This window comes from Cellulosimicrobium cellulans (assembly GCF_007679345.1).
Taxonomy (GTDB): domain Bacteria; phylum Actinomycetota; class Actinomycetes; order Actinomycetales; family Cellulomonadaceae; genus Cellulomonas; species Cellulomonas cellulans_A.
On sequence record NZ_VEGH01000001.1, the window covers coordinates 20,162 to 37,570 of the forward strand.

At 76.7% G+C, this 17,409-nt stretch carries 16 protein-coding genes and 1 tRNA gene; 8 read left to right on the forward strand and 9 right to left on the reverse strand.

The features are described 5' to 3' along the window. The first annotated feature begins 214 nt into the window (after positions 1-214). The 3 genes from nrdI (at position 215) to FS882_RS00090 (ending at position 2,621) form a co-directional block, all read left to right on the forward strand. A complete protein-coding gene (gene nrdI / locus FS882_RS00080) occupies positions 215-649 on the forward strand; it encodes a class Ib ribonucleoside-diphosphate reductase assembly flavoprotein NrdI (protein ID WP_158370357.1) in 435 nt (144 codons plus the stop codon). Between the two features lie 60 nt (positions 650-709). Further along, positions 710-1,822 (forward strand): non-homologous end-joining DNA ligase, encoded by a 1,113-nt coding sequence (gene ligD / locus FS882_RS00085; protein ID WP_158369607.1) that lies wholly within the window; start codon positions 710-712, stop codon positions 1,820-1,822. A gap of 82 nt (positions 1,823-1,904) precedes the next feature. Further along, complete coding sequence (locus FS882_RS00090) at positions 1,905-2,621, forward strand: DUF5701 family protein (RefSeq protein ID WP_262347952.1); 717 nt, start codon at positions 1,905-1,907, stop codon at positions 2,619-2,621. 10 nt (positions 2,622-2,631) lie between these two features. On the opposite strand, the gene FS882_RS00095 is transcribed toward FS882_RS00090, so the two are convergent. After that, positions 2,632-3,465: a sulfurtransferase gene (locus tag FS882_RS00095; RefSeq protein ID WP_158369609.1), complete on the reverse strand. Its 834-nt coding sequence runs from the start codon at positions 3,463-3,465 to the stop codon at positions 2,632-2,634. A 274-nt stretch (positions 3,466-3,739) separates the two neighbouring features. On the opposite strand from FS882_RS00095, the gene FS882_RS00100 reads away from it, so the two are divergent. The 3 genes from FS882_RS00100 to FS882_RS00110 are packed head-to-tail and all read left to right on the forward strand — an operon-like array spanning position 3,740 to position 8,483. Next, positions 3,740-4,762, forward strand: coding sequence for a 3-oxoacyl-ACP synthase III (locus tag FS882_RS00100; protein ID WP_262347953.1), 1,023 nt, complete (start codon positions 3,740-3,742; stop codon positions 4,760-4,762). Continuing rightward, positions 4,759-7,494: an alpha/beta fold hydrolase gene (locus tag FS882_RS00105; RefSeq protein WP_158369613.1), complete on the forward strand. Its 2,736-nt coding sequence runs from the start codon at positions 4,759-4,761 to the stop codon at positions 7,492-7,494. The genes FS882_RS00100 and FS882_RS00105 overlap by 4 nt, the downstream gene beginning before the upstream one ends. Continuing rightward, a complete protein-coding gene (locus FS882_RS00110; RefSeq protein WP_158369615.1) occupies positions 7,491-8,483 on the forward strand; it encodes an NAD-dependent epimerase/dehydratase family protein in 993 nt (330 codons plus the stop codon). The genes FS882_RS00105 and FS882_RS00110 overlap by 4 nt, the downstream gene beginning before the upstream one ends. Before the next feature lie 195 nt (positions 8,484-8,678). Here the strand turns inward: FS882_RS00110 and FS882_RS00115 are convergent, their stop codons facing one another. Continuing rightward, positions 8,679-8,978 (reverse strand): hypothetical protein, encoded by a 300-nt coding sequence (locus FS882_RS00115; RefSeq protein ID WP_158369617.1) that lies wholly within the window; start codon positions 8,976-8,978, stop codon positions 8,679-8,681. Positions 8,979-9,073: 95 nt separating this feature from the next. Continuing rightward, positions 9,074-9,463 (reverse strand): VOC family protein, encoded by a 390-nt coding sequence (locus tag FS882_RS00120; RefSeq protein ID WP_158369619.1) that lies wholly within the window; start codon positions 9,461-9,463, stop codon positions 9,074-9,076. A gap of 166 nt (positions 9,464-9,629) precedes the next feature. Here FS882_RS00120 and FS882_RS00125 point away from each other — a divergent pair, with 166 nt between their 5' ends. Then, positions 9,630-10,721 (forward strand): fatty acid desaturase family protein, encoded by a 1,092-nt coding sequence (locus tag FS882_RS00125; RefSeq protein ID WP_262347954.1) that lies wholly within the window; start codon positions 9,630-9,632, stop codon positions 10,719-10,721. 55 nt (positions 10,722-10,776) lie between these two features. Here FS882_RS00125 and FS882_RS00130 read toward each other — a convergent pair whose 3' ends face one another. The 6 genes from FS882_RS00130 to FS882_RS00155 form a co-directional block, all read right to left on the reverse strand. Further along, complete coding sequence (locus FS882_RS00130) at positions 10,777-10,980, reverse strand: cold-shock protein (RefSeq protein ID WP_154729687.1); 204 nt, start codon at positions 10,978-10,980, stop codon at positions 10,777-10,779. Between the two features lie 457 nt (positions 10,981-11,437). Beyond that, a tRNA-Thr gene (locus FS882_RS00135) sits at positions 11,438-11,510 on the reverse strand. A gap of 81 nt (positions 11,511-11,591) precedes the next feature. After that, entirely contained in the window at positions 11,592-13,112 is a 1,521-nt protein-coding gene (locus FS882_RS00140; RefSeq protein ID WP_262347955.1) for an alpha/beta hydrolase, read from the reverse strand. Between the two features lie 79 nt (positions 13,113-13,191). Next, positions 13,192-14,328 carry a DNA polymerase III subunit delta' gene (locus tag FS882_RS00145; protein ID WP_158369625.1) on the reverse strand — a complete coding sequence of 379 codons (1,137 nt, stop codon included), beginning with the start codon at positions 14,326-14,328 and terminating at the stop codon, positions 13,192-13,194. Beyond that, entirely contained in the window at positions 14,325-15,026 is a 702-nt protein-coding gene (gene tmk / locus FS882_RS00150) for a dTMP kinase (RefSeq protein WP_262347956.1), read from the reverse strand. Before tmk ends, FS882_RS00145 begins: the two co-directional genes overlap by 4 nt. Before the next feature lie 68 nt (positions 15,027-15,094). Next, complete coding sequence (locus tag FS882_RS00155; RefSeq protein WP_158369627.1) at positions 15,095-16,099, reverse strand: Gfo/Idh/MocA family protein; 1,005 nt, start codon at positions 16,097-16,099, stop codon at positions 15,095-15,097. Between the two features lie 144 nt (positions 16,100-16,243). Here FS882_RS00155 and FS882_RS00160 point away from each other — a divergent pair, with 144 nt between their 5' ends. Further along, positions 16,244-17,401 carry a glycerol dehydrogenase gene (locus FS882_RS00160; RefSeq protein ID WP_262347957.1) on the forward strand — a complete coding sequence of 386 codons (1,158 nt, stop codon included), beginning with the start codon at positions 16,244-16,246 and terminating at the stop codon, positions 17,399-17,401. Positions 17,402-17,409: the final 8 nt, after the last annotated feature.

The following is a 17,409-nucleotide window of genomic DNA, read 5'->3' on the forward strand; positions in this document are numbered from 1 at the left end:
CCCGCTGACGCCCCGGACGGCCGGGCGCCCCTCCGGGGGCGCCCGGCCGTCCTGCGTCCCCAGCACCTCGCCGAGTCTCCATCTCCGGACTCTGAGCCGGCCGCCGCTCGCAGACGCGAAGTGGAGACTCGGCGACCGTGGGGCCGACGATGGGAGGCGGGACGTTGGTCCCCGGCGCCGCAGGCGCCGGGCGGGGAGGGTCGGAGGCGTGAGCGTGCGGCAGACCCCGGTGTACTACTACTCGTCGAGCTCCGGACTCGTGCGGTCGTTCGCGCTGCGGCTCGACCGGCCGGTGCTCGACCTGTCCCGGCGCGAGGTCCGCCTGTCGGAGGCCGACGGGGCCTGGGTGCTGCTCACGCCGTCGTACAAGACCGGCAACGAGGCCAACGACACCATCCCCGAGGCGGTGCGCCGGTTCCTGCGCTCGCCCGTCAACCGCCGCCGCATGGTCGGCGTCATGGGCAGCGGGAACCGGAACTTCGGCCGGTACTACCAGCACGCCGCGCGGGACATCGCGGCCCGCTCGGGCCGGCCGGTGCTGTTCGAGTTCGAGATCGCCGGCACCCCGTGGGACGTCGAGGAGTGCCGCCGCGTCCTCGCGGACCTGGACGCCGCGCTCGCCGCCGGCGGCGCGACCCCCGCCGCCTGACCCCTCCCCGCCCGGGCCGGGTGGGTGCGCGCGGGCCCCGTCGGCCCTAGCGTGACCCTCATGAGCCCGTCGAAGGTGCCCGCCGAGGAGATCGAGGTGCGCGGCCGCACCGTGCGGGTCTCCAACCCCGACAAGGTCTACTTCCCCGACCGCGGCCTGACCAAGCTCGACGTCGTCCGGTACTTCGTGAGCGTCGGCGACGGCATCCTCGGCGCCCTGCGCGACCGGCCGACGACGCTGGAGCGCTGGCCGCGCGGGTGTTTCGAGGGCGCGAAGCTGTCGACCCGGGTGGACAACAAGGGCGACGCGTTCTTCCAGAAGCGGGTCCCCCAGGGCGCGCCGGACTACGTCGAGTCGACGACGATCACGTTCCCGTCCGGGCGCACCGCCGACGAGGTCACCCCGACGGAGCTCGCCGTCGTGGCGTGGGCCGCGAACCTCGGCACGCTGACCTTCCACCCGTGGCCGGTGACCCGCGCCGACGTCGAGGCGCCGGACCAGCTCCGCATCGACCTCGACCCGCAGCCGGGCACGACGTTCGACGACGCCGCCCGGGTCGCGCCGCACGTCCGGGAGATCCTCGCCGAGCACGGGCTGACCGGCTTCCCCAAGACCTCCGGCGGCCGCGGCATCCACATCTTCGTGCCGATCGAACCGCGCTGGACGTTCACGCAGTGCCGCCGCGCGACGATCGCGCTGGGCCGCGAGCTCGAGCGCCGGCTGCCCGGCCAGGTCACGACCAAGTGGTGGAAGGAGGAGCGCGGCGAGGCGATCTTCGTCGACTACAACCAGATGGCCCGCGACCGCACGATCGCCTCCGCGTACTCCGTCCGCCCCAACCGCCGCGCCACCGTCTCCGCCCCGCTGCGCTGGGAGGAGGTCGCCGACGTGCACCCCGACGACTTCGACGTGACGTCGATGCCCGCCCGGTTCGCCGAGGTCGGCGACCTGTTCGCGCCGCTGGTCGCGCGCACCTCGCCCGCGCCCGGCACGGACGCCGTCGCGCCGGGGGCGCTCGACGGGCTGCTGGAGCTCGCCGCCAAGGACGAGCGGGACCACGACCTCGGGGACCTGCCGTACCCGCCGGAGTACCCGAAGATGCCGGGCGAGCCGAAGCGCGTGCAGCCGAGCAAGGACCGGGACCGGCCCAGGGCCGAGGGCTCGGAGGACTGAGCGGGGCCGCGCGCCCCGCGGGAACCCGCCGGGCGGCCCGGGCGTTCACCCCCTCCCGGACCGACGACCCCGAGGAGCGCCCGTGCCCGTCCCCGTCATCGCCCCCGACCCCGCCTGGCCGACCGTCGCCGCCGCCGACCGCGCGCCCGAGCCGTTCGACACCGCCGCCCCCGCGGCCGCCGAGCTGGACCGGCAGGTCCGCGCCCAGCTGGACCTCGGGCTCGCCGCGGTGCACGGCCTGTCCCCGGCCGACCTGGTCGCCGCGGTCGCCCCGCTGCGCGCCGCCCTCGCCGCCGGCGCCGCGTCGGCCCCGTCGTCCGTCGCCCCGGACGACCACGTGCCGTTCGTGCTGGTGCTCGACGGCGGGACGGCGAACGCGAACGCCGCCGTCCCGGCGCTGCGCCGCGGGTCCAGGGCCGGCGTGAGCGTGATCGGCGACGAGGAGATGGCCGGCTACCGGCCGCTGCCGGACCTGGACGTCCCCGCCCGCCCCTACCTGCTGCTCGACGTCGACACCGGGACCGAGTTCTGCGACGTGCGCCCGGAGGACGCCCTGGCGACCGTGCGCGGGCGCGGCAGGACCCCGCTGACGGTCGCCGAGGGGATCGCGCTGGTCGCGGTGCGCCCGGACATGCTGCGGCCGAACCGGTGCTTCTCGCTGATGGGCTCGCGGGCGCAGAACCAGCGGGTGCCGGCGGTGTGGATCAGCGAGCGTCGGCCCAAGCTCGGCTGGTGCTGGGACCGGAACCCGCACACTTGGCTCGGCGCGGCCTCGGCGGGCGGCCGCACGGCGGGCTGACGCCCGGGCGTCACTCCCCCACGGCGACCGGGCGGTCCGGGTCGCTGGACCACTGGGACCACGACCCCGGGTACAGCACCGGTGTCCGCCCGGCGAGGACCAGCGCGGCCGCCTGGTGCGCGGCCGTGACGCCGGAGCCGCAGTACACCGCGACCTCGCCGCCCTCGGGCACCCCGAGGGCGGCGAACCGCGCCGTGAGGTCGTCGACGGGGCGGAACCGGCCGTCGGCGTCGAGGTTGTCGGCGGTGGGCGCACTGACCGCGCCGGGGATGTGGCCCGCACGGGGGTCGACCGGCTCGACCTCGCCGCGGTACCGCTCGGCGGCGCGGGCGTCGAGCAGCACGCCCTCGTCGGCCCACCGGCCGGCGCCGTCGGCGTCGAGCACGGGCAGCTGCCCGCCCGTGAGCGTCACGTCGCCGGGCTCCGGTGCCGGCTCGGCCGTCTCGAGCGCCCCGCCGCCCGCGACCCACGCCGGCAGCCCGCCGTCGAGGATCCGCACGTCCGCGACGCCGGCCCACCGCAGCAGCCACCAGGCGCGCGCCGCCGACGTGGCCCCGGAGTCGTCGTAGACCACGACCGGCTCGCCGGCGCGCAGCCCCCAGCGCCGGGCCGCCGCCTGCAGGTCGGCGACGTCGGGCAGCGGGTGCCGGCCCTCCGCGGCGCTCGGCGGCGCGGCGAGCTCGGTGTCCAGGTCGACGAACACGGCACCCGGCAGGTGGCCCGCGCGGTAGGCGTCGACCCCGGGCGGGCCGCCGAGCGCCCAGCGCACGTCGAGCAGCCGCGGGGGCGTGGGGCCGTCGAGCTCCCGGGCGAGGTCGGCGGCGGTCACCAGCACGTCGGTCATGGACCTCAACCTAGGCGCCGCCGGGCCGCCCCACCAGGGACGGCGGCCGCCGGAGGGCCCCCGCCCGCCCGACGTGGTGCACGCCACCCGCGACGCCCGGAACCCGCGCGGCTCCGCGCTCGTTCCCCCCGTGGTGCCCCGCCCCGAGCGTCCGGTGGACCGCCCGCTGAGTCGCACCAGCGCCCCCGTGGCGCGCGTCGGGCCCGGTTGCCGCATGCTGGCTCCCTCGGTACCCGACGAGCCGCGGCTCGTCCCCTGCACGTCTGGAGCCCGTGTGTCCGGTAACGCCACCACCCGGTTCGGCAACGTCTCGCTGCTCTCCGTCGCGAGCCGGCTGCCCAGTCGCATCACCACGTCCGCCGAGATCTCGGAGCGGTTGGGGTCGGCCCTGCGGCGGCTGCGGCTGCCGCGGACCGTCCTCGAGCGCGTCGCGGGGGTCGAGGAGCGCCGCAACTGGGGGCCGGGCGAGGACGCCGACACCGCGACGATCGCGGCGGGCACCGAGGCCCTGCGCGAGGCGGGCGTGAACCCCGGCGACGTCGGGCTGCTGATCAACACGTCGGTGACCCGCAAGCACCTGGAGCCGTCGGTCGCGGTGCGGCTGCACCACGGGCTCGGGCTCGGCAGCCACGCGGTGAACTTCGACGTGGCGAACGCCTGCCTCGGGTTCATCAACGGCATGAGCCTGGCGGCGACGATGATCGAGTCCGGCCAGGTGCGGTACGCGGTCGTGGTGAACGGCGAGGACGCCGACGACATCCAGCGGACCACCGTCGAGCGCCTGCTCCGCCCGGAGGTCGGCCGCGAGGAGTTCATGGAGGAGTTCGCGACGCTGACGCTCGGCTCGGGCTCGGCGGCGGCCGTCCTCGGCCGGACGGACGAGAACCCCGGTGGACACCGGGTCCTCGGCGGGGTGACCCGCGCGGCCACCCGCTTCCACGACCTGTGCGTGGGCAGCGCCGACGCGATGCTGACCGACGCCCGGGCGCTGCTCGAGGGTGGGCTGGAGCTTGTGGTCGACGCGTGGCACGAGGCGCAGCGCGACTGGGACTGGTCGTCGATGGACCGGTACGTCACGCACCAGGTGTCCCGGGTGCACACCGACGCCATCGTCAAGGCGGTCGGCCTCAACCGGAAGCGCGTCCCGACGACCTTCCCTCACCTCGGCAACGTCGGCCCCGCGTCGATCCCGATCACGCTGGTCGAGGAGCAGCACTCCCTGCGGTCGGGCGACCGGGTCCTGCTCATGGGCGTCGGCTCGGGCATCAACACCGCGATGATGGAGCTCGCCTGGTGACCGCGGCGCTCCGCGTCCGTCCCGCCTCCGCCCCGCCCGCCGGGCTGCCCGGCCTGGACCCGCGGTTCAGCCGGCTGCTGCCGCTCCCCGAGGGCGCCCCCGACACCGGGCTAGGGGTCGGCGAGCCCGCCTGGCACCACCTCGACACCGGCCCCGAGCTGGCCGCGCGCGGGATCACCCCGGTCGGCACGGTCCTGGCGGTGCACGGCAACCCCACGTGGTCCTACCTGTGGCGGTCGCTGCTCCCCGCGACGCTCGACGCCGCGGCCGCGGGCGGCCCGGCGTGGCGCGTCGTGGCCGTCGACCAGCTCGACATGGGCTTCTCCGCCCGCACCGGCCGGCACCGCACGCTGCCCGAGCGAGTCCGGGACCTCGACGCGTTCACGACGGCGCTCGGCCTGACCGGCCCGGTCGTCGTCCTGGGGCACGACTGGGGCGGCGTCGTCGCGATGGGCTGGGCGGTCGACCACCCCGAGCTGCTCGCCGGGGTCGCGCTGCTCAACACCGCCATCGCGCACCCGGACGGCGAGCCGATCCCGGCGCCGCTGCGCGCCGCCACCGCCGGGCGGGTGCTGCGCCTGGCGACCGCGACCACGCCGGCGTTCCTCGAGACCACGCTCGCGCTCGCGCACCCGCGCCTGCCCCGGGAGGTCGCGGACGCCTACCGCGCCCCGTACCGGCACGCCGAGGACCGCGGCGGGATCGAGGGCTTCGTGGCCGACATCCCCGGCCACCGGGACCACCCCAGCGCCCCCGAGCTGCGCCGGATCGCCGCCGGGGTCGCCGCCCTGACGGTGCCCGCCCTGCTGCAGTGGGGCCCGCGCGACCCGGTGTTCCGCGACCGGTACCTGGACGACCTCGTCGACCGGCTGCCGCAGGCGCGGGTGCACCGGCACGAGGGCGCCGGCCACCTGGTGGCGGAGGACGTCGACTGGGCGACCCCGCTGCTCGGCTGGCTGGCGGACGAGGTGCCCGCGGGCGGCGGCAGCGGCCCCGCCGCGCCCGGCGGCCCCGCCGCACCCGGCGGCCCCGCGGCGGGCCTGCGCGCCGCCCCCGGCGCGCAGCCCGGGGACGACGCCCGGCCGACGACCCCGTGGACCCCGCTGTGGGACCGCCTCGACGCCCGCGCCGACGACCCCGGCCCGGCGGTGCTCGACATGGCCGCCGACGGCGGGCCGCGCACCGTCTCCTGGCGGCTGCTGGCGCGCCAGGTCCGGCGGATCGCCGCCGGCCTGCGCCGCGTCGGCGTCCAGCGCGGCGACCGGGTGTCGCTGCTCGTCCAGCCGGGCCCCACGCTCACCGCGCTGGTGTACGCCTGCCTGCGGATCGGCGCGGTCGTCGTCGTCGCCGACGCGGGGCTCGGTCCGCGAGGGCTGACCCGCGCGCAGCGCGGTGCCCAGCCGGACTGGCTGATCGGCCAGACCAAGGGCCTGGTCGCCGCCCGCGCGCTCGGTTGGCCCGGCGTGCGGATCGCGGCCGAGCCGCTCGGCCCGGCGGCCCGGCGCGCGCTCGACGTCGCGCACCTGCTCGTCGACGTCGCCGACCTGGGCCGGGACGAGGTCCTGCCGCCCGAGCCCGGCCCCGGCGACGAGGCGGCGATCCTGTTCACCTCCGGGTCGACGGGTCCGGCCAAGGGCGTCGTCTACGCGCACGCCCAGCTGTCGGCGCTCCGCGACGCCCTCGCGGCGCACTTCGACGTCGGCCCGGACACCGGGCTGGTGACCGGCTTCGCGCCGTTCGCCCTCCTCGGTCCCGCCCTGGGCACCCGGTCCGTCACCCCGGACATGGACGTGTCGGCGCCCCGGACGCTCACCGCCCGCGCCGTCGCGGACGCGGTGCGCGCGGCCGACGGGTCGATCGTGTTCCTGTCCCCCGCGGCGATCCTCAACGTGGTCGCCACCGCCGACGAGCTGGACGCCGACGACCGCGCGGCGCTCGCCCGCGTCCGGACGTTCCTGTCGACCGGGGCGCCGATCAGCGCCGACCTGCTGGGCTCCGCGGCGGAGCTGATGCCGGCCGCCGAGGCGCACACCCCGTACGGCATGACCGAGTGCCTCCTCGTCACCGACATCACGCTCGACGGCATCCGCGACGCCGCCGCGGCCCCGGACGCCGGGGTCTGCGTCGGCCGGCCCATCGCCCCGGGCCGGGTGCTCGTCAGCGCGCTCGACGCCGACGGGGCCGCGACCGGCACGCCGTCGGACAGCCCCGGCGTGCTGGGCGAGGTCCTGATCACCGCCCCGTACCTCAAGCAGCGCTACGACCGGCTGTGGCTCACCGACCGCGCCGCGGAGCGGGACGTCCCCGCCGGGCGCTGGCACCGCACCGGCGACGTCGGCCACCTCGACGCCCGGGGCCGGCTGTGGATCGAGGGCCGGCTCGCCCACGTCCTCGTGACCGCCGACGGGCCGCTGGCGCCGGTGGGGCCGGAGCAGCACGTCGAGCGGGTGGCCGGCGTCCGCCGCGCCGCCGTCGTCGGCGTCGGGCCCGCGGGCGTGCAGCAGGCCGTCGCCGTCGTCGAGCCGCCGGCCGACGAGGCGCCCCGGCGGGCGGGCCTGGCGCCGGCCGGGCTGGCGGCGGCCGTCCGGGCGGCGGCCCCGGTCTCGCTCGCGGCCGTCCTCGTCGCGCCGCGGATGCCGACCGACGTCCGGCACAACTCCAAGATCGACCGCACCCGGCTCGCGGCGTGGGCCTCGCGGGTGCTGTCCGGCGGCCCGGTGGGTGCGCCGTGACCGTCCTGGTGACCGGCGCGTCCGGCCTGCTCGGCGGCGCGGTGGCCCGCGTGCTCGCGGGGCGCGGGGACGACGTCTGCACGCTGCAGCGCCGCCCGTCCGGGGTGCCCGGCGTCCAGGACGTCGCGGGCTCCGTGACCGACCCCGCCGCCGTCGCCGCGGCGCTCGACGGCGTCGACGCGGTCGTGCACCTCGCGGCGCGGGTCTCGCTCGCCGGGCCGCGCGAGGAGTTCGACGCGGTCAACATCGGCGGCACCACCACCCTGCTCGACGCCGCCGAGCGCGCCGGGGTCCGGCAGTTCGTCCAGGTGTCGTCGCCGTCGGTCGCGCACGGCGGCTCGTCGCTCGTCGGCGTCGGCGCCGAACCCGCGGACCCCGCCCACGCCCGCGGCGACTACGCGCGCACGAAGGCGGCGGCCGAGCTGCTGGCGCTCGACCGCGACCGCGGCGGCGAGGGCGGGATGGCCGTCGTGGCCGTGCGCCCGCACCTCGTCTGGGGCCCGGGCGACACCCAGCTCGTCGAGCGGGTCCTCGACCGTGCGGCCCGCGGCCGGCTGCCGCTGCTCGACCAGGGCGCCGCGCTCATCGACACCACCTACGTCGACAACGCGGCCGACGGCATCGTCGCGGCGCTCGACCGGGCGGGCGCGCCCGAGGTCCACGGGAACGCCTACGTCCTCACCAACGGCGAGCCCCGGACCGTCGCCGACCTGCTCGCCGGCATCTGCCGCGCGGGCGGCGTCCGGCCGCCGACCTGGCGGGTCCCCGCGGGCCTCGCGCGGGCCGCGGGCGGCGTCGTGGAGGCCGCGTGGCGGCTGCGCCCCGGCACGGACGAGCCGCCGATGACGCGGTTCCTCGCCGAGCAGCTGTCGACGGCGCACTGGTTCGACCAGCGCGCGACCCGGGCCGACCTGCGGTGGACGCCGGCGGTGAGCCTGGACGAGGGGTTCGCGCGGCTGGCGGCGCACTACGGCGGCGCGCGGGGCTGACCCGCCACCCGCCGACCTCCCGCGGCCCCGCGCCGCGCGACCCCGCGACCCCGCGCCCCCGCGACCCCCCGACCCCACGGCCCCGCGACCCGCCGAGCCCGCAGGAGCTGCGGGGTTCCGGACGCTCGAACCCCGCGCCTGCTGCAGGGTCGGCGTCGTCCGGGGGTGGGGAGACGGCGGCGCGGGGTCCGTGGGTCAGCGCAGCGGGTCGACCGGGATCCAGCGGGGCCCGGAGCGTCGCGCGACGTCGACCCGCCGCACCTCCGCCAGCTCCCGCGCCCGGTGCGTCACGCGCCGCCCGATGCGCGCGGCGCCGTCGTCGTCCCCTGCGAGGTACCGCACGACCAGCCGCGCCTCCCCCGCGACGACCGCGACGTCCTGCGCCTCGACCTTCGTCAGCGCACGGGCGGCGTCCGCCGCGGCGGGCAGCAGGGCGGCGGGGTCGACGCCGGGGTGCAGCAGCCCGACGCCCAGGGTCACGCGGTACGACGGCACGGCCGCGAGCGTACCGGCGGACACCGCGACGCCGGACCACGCCTCCCGCCGGGCCGACGCACCGGACGCCCGACACCCGCGCCCGCCCGGGCGCCTCACATCGTGACCGACCCGTCCTCCCCGATCGGCCACTCCGGGTTGTGCGCGACCTCCCACACGTACCCCTCGGGGTCGGCGAACGCCCCGGAGGTCCCGCCCCACTCCGCGAGGGCCGCCGGCCGCACGACGGACCCGCCCGCCGCCGCGGCGGCGTCGAGCACCGGGGCGACCTCCTCCGGCGCCCGCACGTCGTACGCGAGCTCGAGCCCCGGCGCCCCGCGCCCCTCGACGCCGGTCCACAGCGCGAGCACCAGCCCGGCGGCCTGGAAGAACGCCACCTCCCGGTCGGGCCGGCGTGGCGCGGGCCACTCCACCGCCTCGTCGAACGCGCACGCCCGGTCGAGGTCGGTGACGCCGAGCGTCACCACGCTGATCCGCGGCTCCATGCCCCCTCGTCCACCGCGCCTCCCCGACATCCCCACGCGATCGGGGGGACAGCCCCCGGGTGCTCCCGCGCCGGGTCACGTAGCGTGGACGCATCCGAACGACGAGCGTCCGCGCTCACGCCCGCGGCTGGGAAGTCGACCACCCCCCACCTTCGGAGCGCGCTTCGTGACACCCGCCGCACCCGCCGCCGCACCGGCGGCCCCCGCCCGGCCGAACCAGACCGCGACGACCGGCTCCTACCAGGAGCTGTCCCGCCAGATCCGCGACGCGGGTCTGCTGAACCGCACGCCGGGCTTCTACGTCCTGCTGCTGATCGGCCTGGGCATCGCCCTGGCGGCGCTCGTCGCGGGCTCGGTGCTGCTGGGCCGGTCGTGGTTCCAGCTGCTGATCGCGGGCGGCCTCGGGATCGTGCTGACGCAGTTCGCGTTCGTCGCGCACGAGGCGTCGCACCGGCAGGTGCTGGCGTCGGGGCCGGCGAACGACCGGCTGGGACGGCTCCTGGCGAACGGCGTGGTCGGCATCAGCCACTCGTGGTGGATGACCAAGCACTCGCGGCACCACGCCAACCCGAACCACGTCGGCAAGGACCCGGACATCGCGCCGGACACGATCGTGTTCCTGCACTCCGACGCCGCGAAGCAGAGCCGGGTGATGGCCGCGCTCACCCGCGTGCAGGGCTGGGCGTTCTTCCCGCTGCTGACGCTGGAGGGCCTGAACCTGCACGTGACGGCGTTCCGCAGCCTGCTGGCGCAGGAGCGGTCCCGTGCCCGCACGCTGGAGCTGACCATGCTCGTCGTGCGGCTCAGCGTCTACACCGCCGCGGTGCTGTGGTTCCTGGGCCCGGCGATCGGGTTCGCCTTCCTCGGCGTGCAGCTCGCGGTCTTCGGGGTGTACATGGGCGCGTCGTTCGCCCCGAACCACAAGGGCATGGCGATGATCCCGGAGGGCAGCCGGCTGGACTTCCTGTCCAAGCAGGTGCTGACGTCCCGGAACATCACCGGCGGGCACGCGATGAGCACCCTGATGGGCGGGCTCAACTACCAGGTGGAGCACCACCTGTTCCCGAGCATGCCGCGCCCGCACCTGGCCCGGGCCCGCCTCCTGGTGCGGGAGCACTGCCTGCGCAACGGCGTGCCGTACACGGAGACCACGCTGCTGCGCTCGTACGCCATCGTGGTGCGGTACCTGAACGACGTGGGCCTCGCCGCCCGCAACCCGTTCGACTGCCCGATGGTGCAGCGCTTCCGCCAGGTCTGAGACAGCAGAACGCCGGCCGTCCCCCGAGGGGGGCGGCCGGCGTTCGCGCGTCAGCTCAGAGCGGGCGGATGTTCGCCGCCTGCGGGCCCTTCGGGCCCTCGGTGACGTCGAACTCGACCTGCTGGTTCTCCTCGAGGGAGCGGTAGCCGGAGGAGGCGATCGCGCTGTAGTGCGCGAACACGTCCGGGCCGCCCTCGGTGGGGGCGATGAAGCCGAAGCCCTTCTCGGCGTTGAACCACTTCACGGTGCCGGTGGTCATGATGTCTTCTCTCGTTCGAGGACCGGAACCGCGGACGCGGATCCTGGTGCCGCGCCACGACGGGCGCGGACGGTGGTGGGTGCGCACGCGGCAGGCGGGCGCGGCGGGACGGCGACGGGCCGCGGCGAGCGCGGCGACGGCCTGGTCCCAGGTCGGGGTCACGGCCACGGGACGCGACAGGTGGTCGCTCACGTGGTGGCCGTCGACGTCGCGGGCGATGAGCCCGGCGTACTCGCCGCCGGCGGTGGCGGCCCAGAGGTTCTCGTCCGCCTGGCGCCACTGGACGGGCGCGGTGTCGGCGGGGCTGGTGGTGGTGCGGGTACTGAGGGTGATGATCTGACGACTGCTCTCACTCCGCACGACGTCGGCGGAGGGTGGGGGCGACGACCCCCGAGGGAGCCGTCCGGACTGCTGCAAGAGACCCGGGATCCACGAGGAATCCCGGGCCTCCAGCGTGAGCCGCCTAAGAGAATCGAACTCTTGACCTTCTCATTACGAGTGAGACGCTCTGCCGACTGAGCTAAGGCGGCGCGCGCCCACCGATCCGGCGGACGAGCACGGACACTGTACCTGGCGGACGGCGGGTCCTCCAAAGCGAGCGCCGCGAGGGCTCAGCAGCGGGTCCCGTCGGCGGGCACCGTGCCGTCCACCAGGTAGGCGTCGACGGCGTCCGCGATGCAGGCGTTGGACCGGCCGTAGGCGGTGTGGCCCTCGCCCTCGTAGGTCAGCAGGTGGCCGGAGTCGAGGGTCTCGGCGAGGCTCTCCGCCCAGGCGTACGGGGTGGCCGGGTCGTTGGTGGTGCCGACGACGACGATCGGCGCCGCACCGGCGGCGGAGTAGTCGTCCAGGCCGCCGGCCTCGGGCACCGGCCACTGGTCGCAGATCACGCCGCCGTAGCCGAAGAAGTACCCGACGGTCGGCGCGACCTCCTCGATGGCGGCCGCCTGGGCGCGCATCTCGGCGACGTCGGTGGTGCCGCGGTCGTCGGCGCAGCCGATCGCCCAGAACGCGGCCGTGGAGTTGGACGAGTAGGTGCCGTCGGCGTTGCGGTCGTAGTACAGGTCCGCCAGCTGGAGCAGGATCGAGCCGTCGCCGGACAGCGCGGCGTCGAGGCCCATCGTCAGGTAGCTCCAGGACCCCTCGTCGTACAGGGGCAGCGCGATGCCGCTGAACGCGAGCGTGCCGGTGAGCGGCCGCGGGGTGCCGGTCGGCAGCGGGGACTTGCGTGCCCGGTCGAGCACCGACCGCACCTGCGCGAGCCCGTCGTCGACCGAGCCGGTCAGCGGGCAGTCGGCGCCCGCCTGGCAGTCCGCCACGTAGGCGCGCAGGGCGTTCTCGAAGCCCTCCGCCTGGCCCTCGGACAGCTCCTGGGAGGTCAGGGTGGGGTCGAGCGCCCCGTCGAGCACCAGGCGCCCCACCTGCTGCGGGAACAGCGCGGCGTAGGTCGCGCCGAGCTGGGTGCCGTAGGAGTAGCCGACGTACGTCAGGGTGTCGTCGCCGAGGACGGCCCGCAGGACGTCCATGTCCTTGGCGGCGGACACCGTGTCCACGTGACCGAGGAGCGGGCCGGTGTTCTGCAGGCAGGCCGCGCCGAACGCGCCGTACGCGTCCTCGGCCGCCTGGATGCCCTCGTCGGTGGTGAAGTCGAAGTCGGTGGAGACGATCTCGTCCATCTCCGGGCCGTCGACGCAGGTCACCGGGGTGGAGGCGGCGACGCCCCGGGGGTCGAAGCCGACGAGGTCGTAGCGGTCCACCACCTCGTCGCCGAACCGCGGGATCGCGATGGAGGACAGCGCGTCGATGCCGGAGGAGCCCGGGCCGCCCGGGTTCACCAGGAGCGAGCCGAGCCGGTCGCCCGCGGCCCGGTGCCGGCTGACCGCGATCTCGATGGTCTCGCCGTCCGGGTCGGCGTAGTCGAGCGGGACCACGAGGGTCGCGCACTCCAGGTCGCCGCACGCCTGCCAGTCGAGCTCCTGGGCGTAGATCGCGTCGAGGCCCCGGACGTCGGCGGCGGTCGGGGCGGTGGTCACCTCGGTCTGCTCGCGCGGCGCGGTGCAGCCCGCCAGGGCGAGCACGGCGACGGCGACCAGGGCGGCGGCGCGGGCGGGCCCGCGGCGGCGGGTCGCGGGCACAGGTCGGCTGAGGGCTCTCGGCGCGGGAGTCACCCGACAACGGTAACGGCCCGCCCGCGGCACCCGGTGCGGCGCGGCCTCAGGCCTGCGGGCGCAAGGCGATGAGCATCGCCTCGACCGCCAGCAGGGGCGCGACGTTCCCCTCCAGCCGGGTGCGCGCCTCCCCCACCGCGCCCATCCGGCGCACGGTCTGCTCGGGGGTCGAGGACTCGGCGACCGAGCGGGCGGCCTCCTCGTGCTCGGCGTTCACCAGGTCCACGCCCGCCCCGAGCTGGAGCACGAGGACGTCCCGGTAGAACGAGAGCAGGTCGACCATCGCGCGGTCGAGCACGTCGCGCTGCGCGCGGGTGGCGCGGCGCTTCTGCTCGTCCTCGAGCTGCTTGACCTGCCCGCGGAGCGCCGGCGGGACCACCGTGAGCCCCTCGGCGCCGAGCGCGTGCAGCAGCGCCTGCCGCTCGGCGGCGTCCCGCTCCTCCGTCGCCGCCCTCGCGTCGGCCTGCGCGGTCTCGACCAGCTCCGCCGCGGCGAGCACCGCGTCGCCGACGCCGCGCAGCCGGGGCGCGATCCGCAGCACCGCGGACCGGCGCGCGCGGGCCTCGGGGTCCCGGGCCAGCCGGCGGGCGACGCCGACGTGCGACTGCGCCGCGCGCGCGGCGACGAGGGCGACGCCGGGGTCGATCCCGTCCCGGCGCACGAGCAGGTCGGCCACGGCCTCGACCGGCGGCACCCGGAGCGCGACCGAGCGGCTCCGGGACCGCAGGGTGACGAGCACGTCCTGCGGGCTGGGCGCGCAGAGCAGCCACACGGTGCGCGGCGGCGGCTCCTCGATGGCCTTGAGCAGCACGTTGCCGGAGGTCTCGTTGAGCCGGTCCGCGTCCTCGACCACGATGACCCGCCACCGGCCCTGGGACGGGGCCCGCTGGGCGAGCTCGACGAGCGGCCGGACGGTGTCGACGCGGATGACCACGCCCTCGGTCGACACGAAGGTGACGTCGGGGTGGGTCCCGGCCAGGACGGTCGCGCAGCCCGGGCTCCGCGGGTCCCCGGAGGGGTCCTGGAGCGCCGCGGCGAACGCGCGCGCGGCGTTGGACCGGCCGGAGCCGGGCGGCCCGGTGATCAGCCAGGCGTGGGTCATCCTCGACGGGTCGGCGACCGCCTCGCGCAGCACGGCGACGGCCGGCTCCTGCCCGACGACGTCGTCCCAGACGGTGCTCATCGCGCGCCGCCCGCGTCCGGCACCGCACCGGGCTCGACACCCAGCAGCGCCGCCACCCGCGCGCGCACGTCGGCCGCGATCTCCGCCACCGGCCGGGCGGCGTCCAGCACGAGCCAGCGCCCCGGGTCCGCGGCCGCACGGGCCAGGAAGGCCTCCCGCGTGCGGCGGTGGAAGTCGTCGCCCGCGCTCTCCAGGCGGTCCGGCTGGTCCGGGCGCGCGCGCAGCCGGCCGAGGCCCGCCGCGGGGTCGAGGTCGAGCAGCACGGTGAGCGCGGGCAGCAGCCCGCCGGTGGCCCACAGGGACAGGTCCTCGACCTCCTGCGCGCCGAGGTCGCGGCCGGTGCCCTGGTACGCCACGGACGAGTCGAGGTACCGGTCGGTCACGACGACCGAGCCCGCCGCGAGCGCCGGGCGCACCAGCGAGGCGACGTGGTGCGCCCGGTCGGCGGCGTACAGCAGCGCCTCGGTGCGCGCGTCGACGTGCTCGCCGTGCAGCACCTCGCGGCGCAGCACCCGGCCCAGGTCGGTGCCGCCGGGCTCGCGGGTCAGCACGACGGTCAGGCCGAGCGCGACCAGCCACTCGCCGAGCAGGCGCGACTGGGTGGACTTCCCCGCGCCGTCCCCGCCCTCGAACGAGACGAACAGCCCGCCGGGCACGGTCGGGAGGGGCCGGGGCGCCGGCGGGTGGGGCTGCGTCACGCGCGCCAGGGTATCCACCCCCGCCGACACCCCGGCGCACCGGGCGCCGGGGGCACGGGCGGGCCGGGTCACTCGCCCGGGTAGACGACCCCGACCTGCGCCCGGACCTCGTCCATCGTCCGCAGCACGCCGAGCGTGTCCGCCCAGGTCATCCGCGGGCTCTCCGTCGCGCCCTCGGCGACCCGGCGCGCGACCTCGGCGGCCTCGTACTGCAGCCCGCGCTCGACCGGCTGGTCGAACGTCCAGGTCCGGCCGTCGCGCCGGGTCACCCGGAACGACGTGGGCGCGTAGAACGAGCCGTCGATCGTGATCGTGCCTTCGGTGCCGCTGATCGCCGCGGTGGTGGGCGTCTTCGCCCAGAGCGTCGTGGTGAGCGCCGCCTGCGTCCGGTCGCCGTAGCTGAGCACGATCGCGAGCTGGCCGTCGACGCCCGTCTCGGTGAGCGCCCCGACCGCCCGCACCTGGGTCGGCACGCCGAGGAAGTCCTGCGCGAACGCCACCGGGTACACGCCGAGGTCGAGCAGCGCCCCGCCCGCGAGCGCCGGGTCGTACAGCCGGTGGGACGGGTCGAACGGGAAGTACTGGCCGTGGTCGGCGTGCACGGCGACGATCTCGCCGATCTCGCCCGAGTCGATCACCTGGTGCACGGCGGCGACGTGCGGCAGGAACCGCGTCCACATCGCCTCCATGACGAACACCCCGGCGGCGCGCGCGGCCGCGAACACCTCCTCCGCCTCCGCGGCGTTGCGCGTGAACGCCTTCTCCACCAGCACGTGCTTGCCGGCGGCGATCGCGAGCAGCGCGTGCTCCCGGTGCTCGGAGTGCGGGGTGGCGACGTACACCGCGTCGACCTGCGGGTCCTCGACCAGGTCGCGGTAGCCGACGTGCGTCGTGGGGATGCCGTGGGCGGTGGCGAACCGCTCGGACCGGGTGCGGTCCCGGGAGCCGACGGCGACGAGCGGGGCGCGGGTGCTGCTCCGGACGGCGTCGGCGAAGGCGGCGGCGATGCCCCCCGCGCCGAGGATGCCCCAGCGGATCGACGGTGCGGTGCGCGGGTCCTCGGTGAGTGCCATGCCGCGACCCTACTGCGCGCCCCGGACCAGCGACCACGTGCCCTGGCGGGCCGGTGGGGCCGGTCCGTACGGTGGAGGGGTCGGCGGCCGACGAGGACCGTGACCGACGTCCCGGCGCCGACGCGAACCCCGCCAGGAGGAGCCGTGTCCGCGATCCAGGATCACCCGCCCGTCCGCACCCTCATCAGCCCGTCCCGCTACGCCCAGGGCCCCGGCGCGATCGAGCGCCTCGGCGAGCTGGTCGCCCCGATCGGCCGCACCCCGCTGGTGGTCGCCGACGACACGGTGTGGTCGTTCGTCGGCGACGCCGTCACCCGGTCGTTCGACGCGGCCGGGCTCCCGCTGACCCGCGACGGGTTCGGGGTGTACGCCACGGCCGCGGCGGTGGAGTCGATCGCCGCCCGCGTCACGGAGCTCGGCGCGGACGTCGTGGTGGGCGTCGGCGGCGGCTCGGTGATCGACGCGGTCAAGGCCGCCGGGCACCTCGCGGGCGCGCGGTGGGTCTCGGTGCCGACGGTCGCCTCGACCGACGCCCCGTGCTCGGCGCTGTCCGTGATCTACGACGACGAGGGCGGTTTCGAGGAGTACCGGTTCTTCCCGCACAACCCCGACCTGGTGCTCGTGGACACCCGGCTGGTGGCGAACGCGCCGGTGAAGTTCCTCGTCGCGGGGGTCGGCGACGCGCTCGCCACCTGGATCGAGGCCCGCGCCGTGGCCCGCGGCGACGGGACGACGATGGCCGGCGGGCTGCCGACCGCCACCGGCACGGCGCTGGCCCGGCTGTCCTGGGACATCCTCTGGGAGCACGCGCTCCCGGCGATCGACGCGGTGCGCGACCACCTGGTCACGCCGTCGGTGGAGAAGGTGGTCGAGGCCAACACGCTGCTCTCGGGTCTCGGGTTCGAGTCCGGCGGCCTCGCGGCCGCGCACGCGATCCACAACGGCCTCACCGCCGCGCCGCAGACGCACGGCCTGACCCACGGGCAGAAGGTGAACATCGGCTCGGTGACCCAGCTGGTGCTCGAGGGCGCACCGGTGGACGAGATCCGGGACTTCGTCGAGTTCACCACCCGGGTCGGCCTGCCGAACACGCTCACCGAGGTGGGGCTCACGCCGGGCGACGTCGACGACCTGACCCGGGTGGCCGAGGCGGCGACCGCGGAGGGCGAGACGATCCACGCCATGCCGTTCACCGTCCGGGTGCCGGAGCTGGTGGACGCGCTGCGGTCGATCGAGGGCTTCTCCCGCCGGGTCCGGGCGGACGCGGGGCTGCCGGAGCCGGTGCCGCACCGGGCGCACTGAGGGCCCGC

What these genes read in the sequence shown, in the direction of transcription:
- FS882_RS00155 (WP_158369627.1), bottom strand. Translation starts at nt 16,099, where the DNA reads ATGGCACTCACCGAGGACCCGCGCACCGCACCGTCGATCCGCTGGGGC.
- ligD (WP_158369607.1), top strand. Translation starts at nt 710, where the DNA reads ATGAGCCCGTCGAAGGTGCCCGCCGAGGAGATCGAGGTGCGCGGCCGC.
- FS882_RS00120 (WP_158369619.1), bottom strand. Translation starts at nt 9,463, where the DNA reads ATGGAGCCGCGGATCAGCGTGGTGACGCTCGGCGTCACCGACCTCGAC.
- FS882_RS00145 (WP_158369625.1), bottom strand. Translation starts at nt 14,328, where the DNA reads ATGAGCACCGTCTGGGACGACGTCGTCGGGCAGGAGCCGGCCGTCGCC.
- FS882_RS00130 (WP_154729687.1), bottom strand. Translation starts at nt 10,980, where the DNA reads ATGACCACCGGCACCGTGAAGTGGTTCAACGCCGAGAAGGGCTTCGGC.
- FS882_RS00095 (WP_158369609.1), bottom strand. Translation starts at nt 3,465, where the DNA reads ATGACCGACGTGCTGGTGACCGCCGCCGACCTCGCCCGGGAGCTCGAC.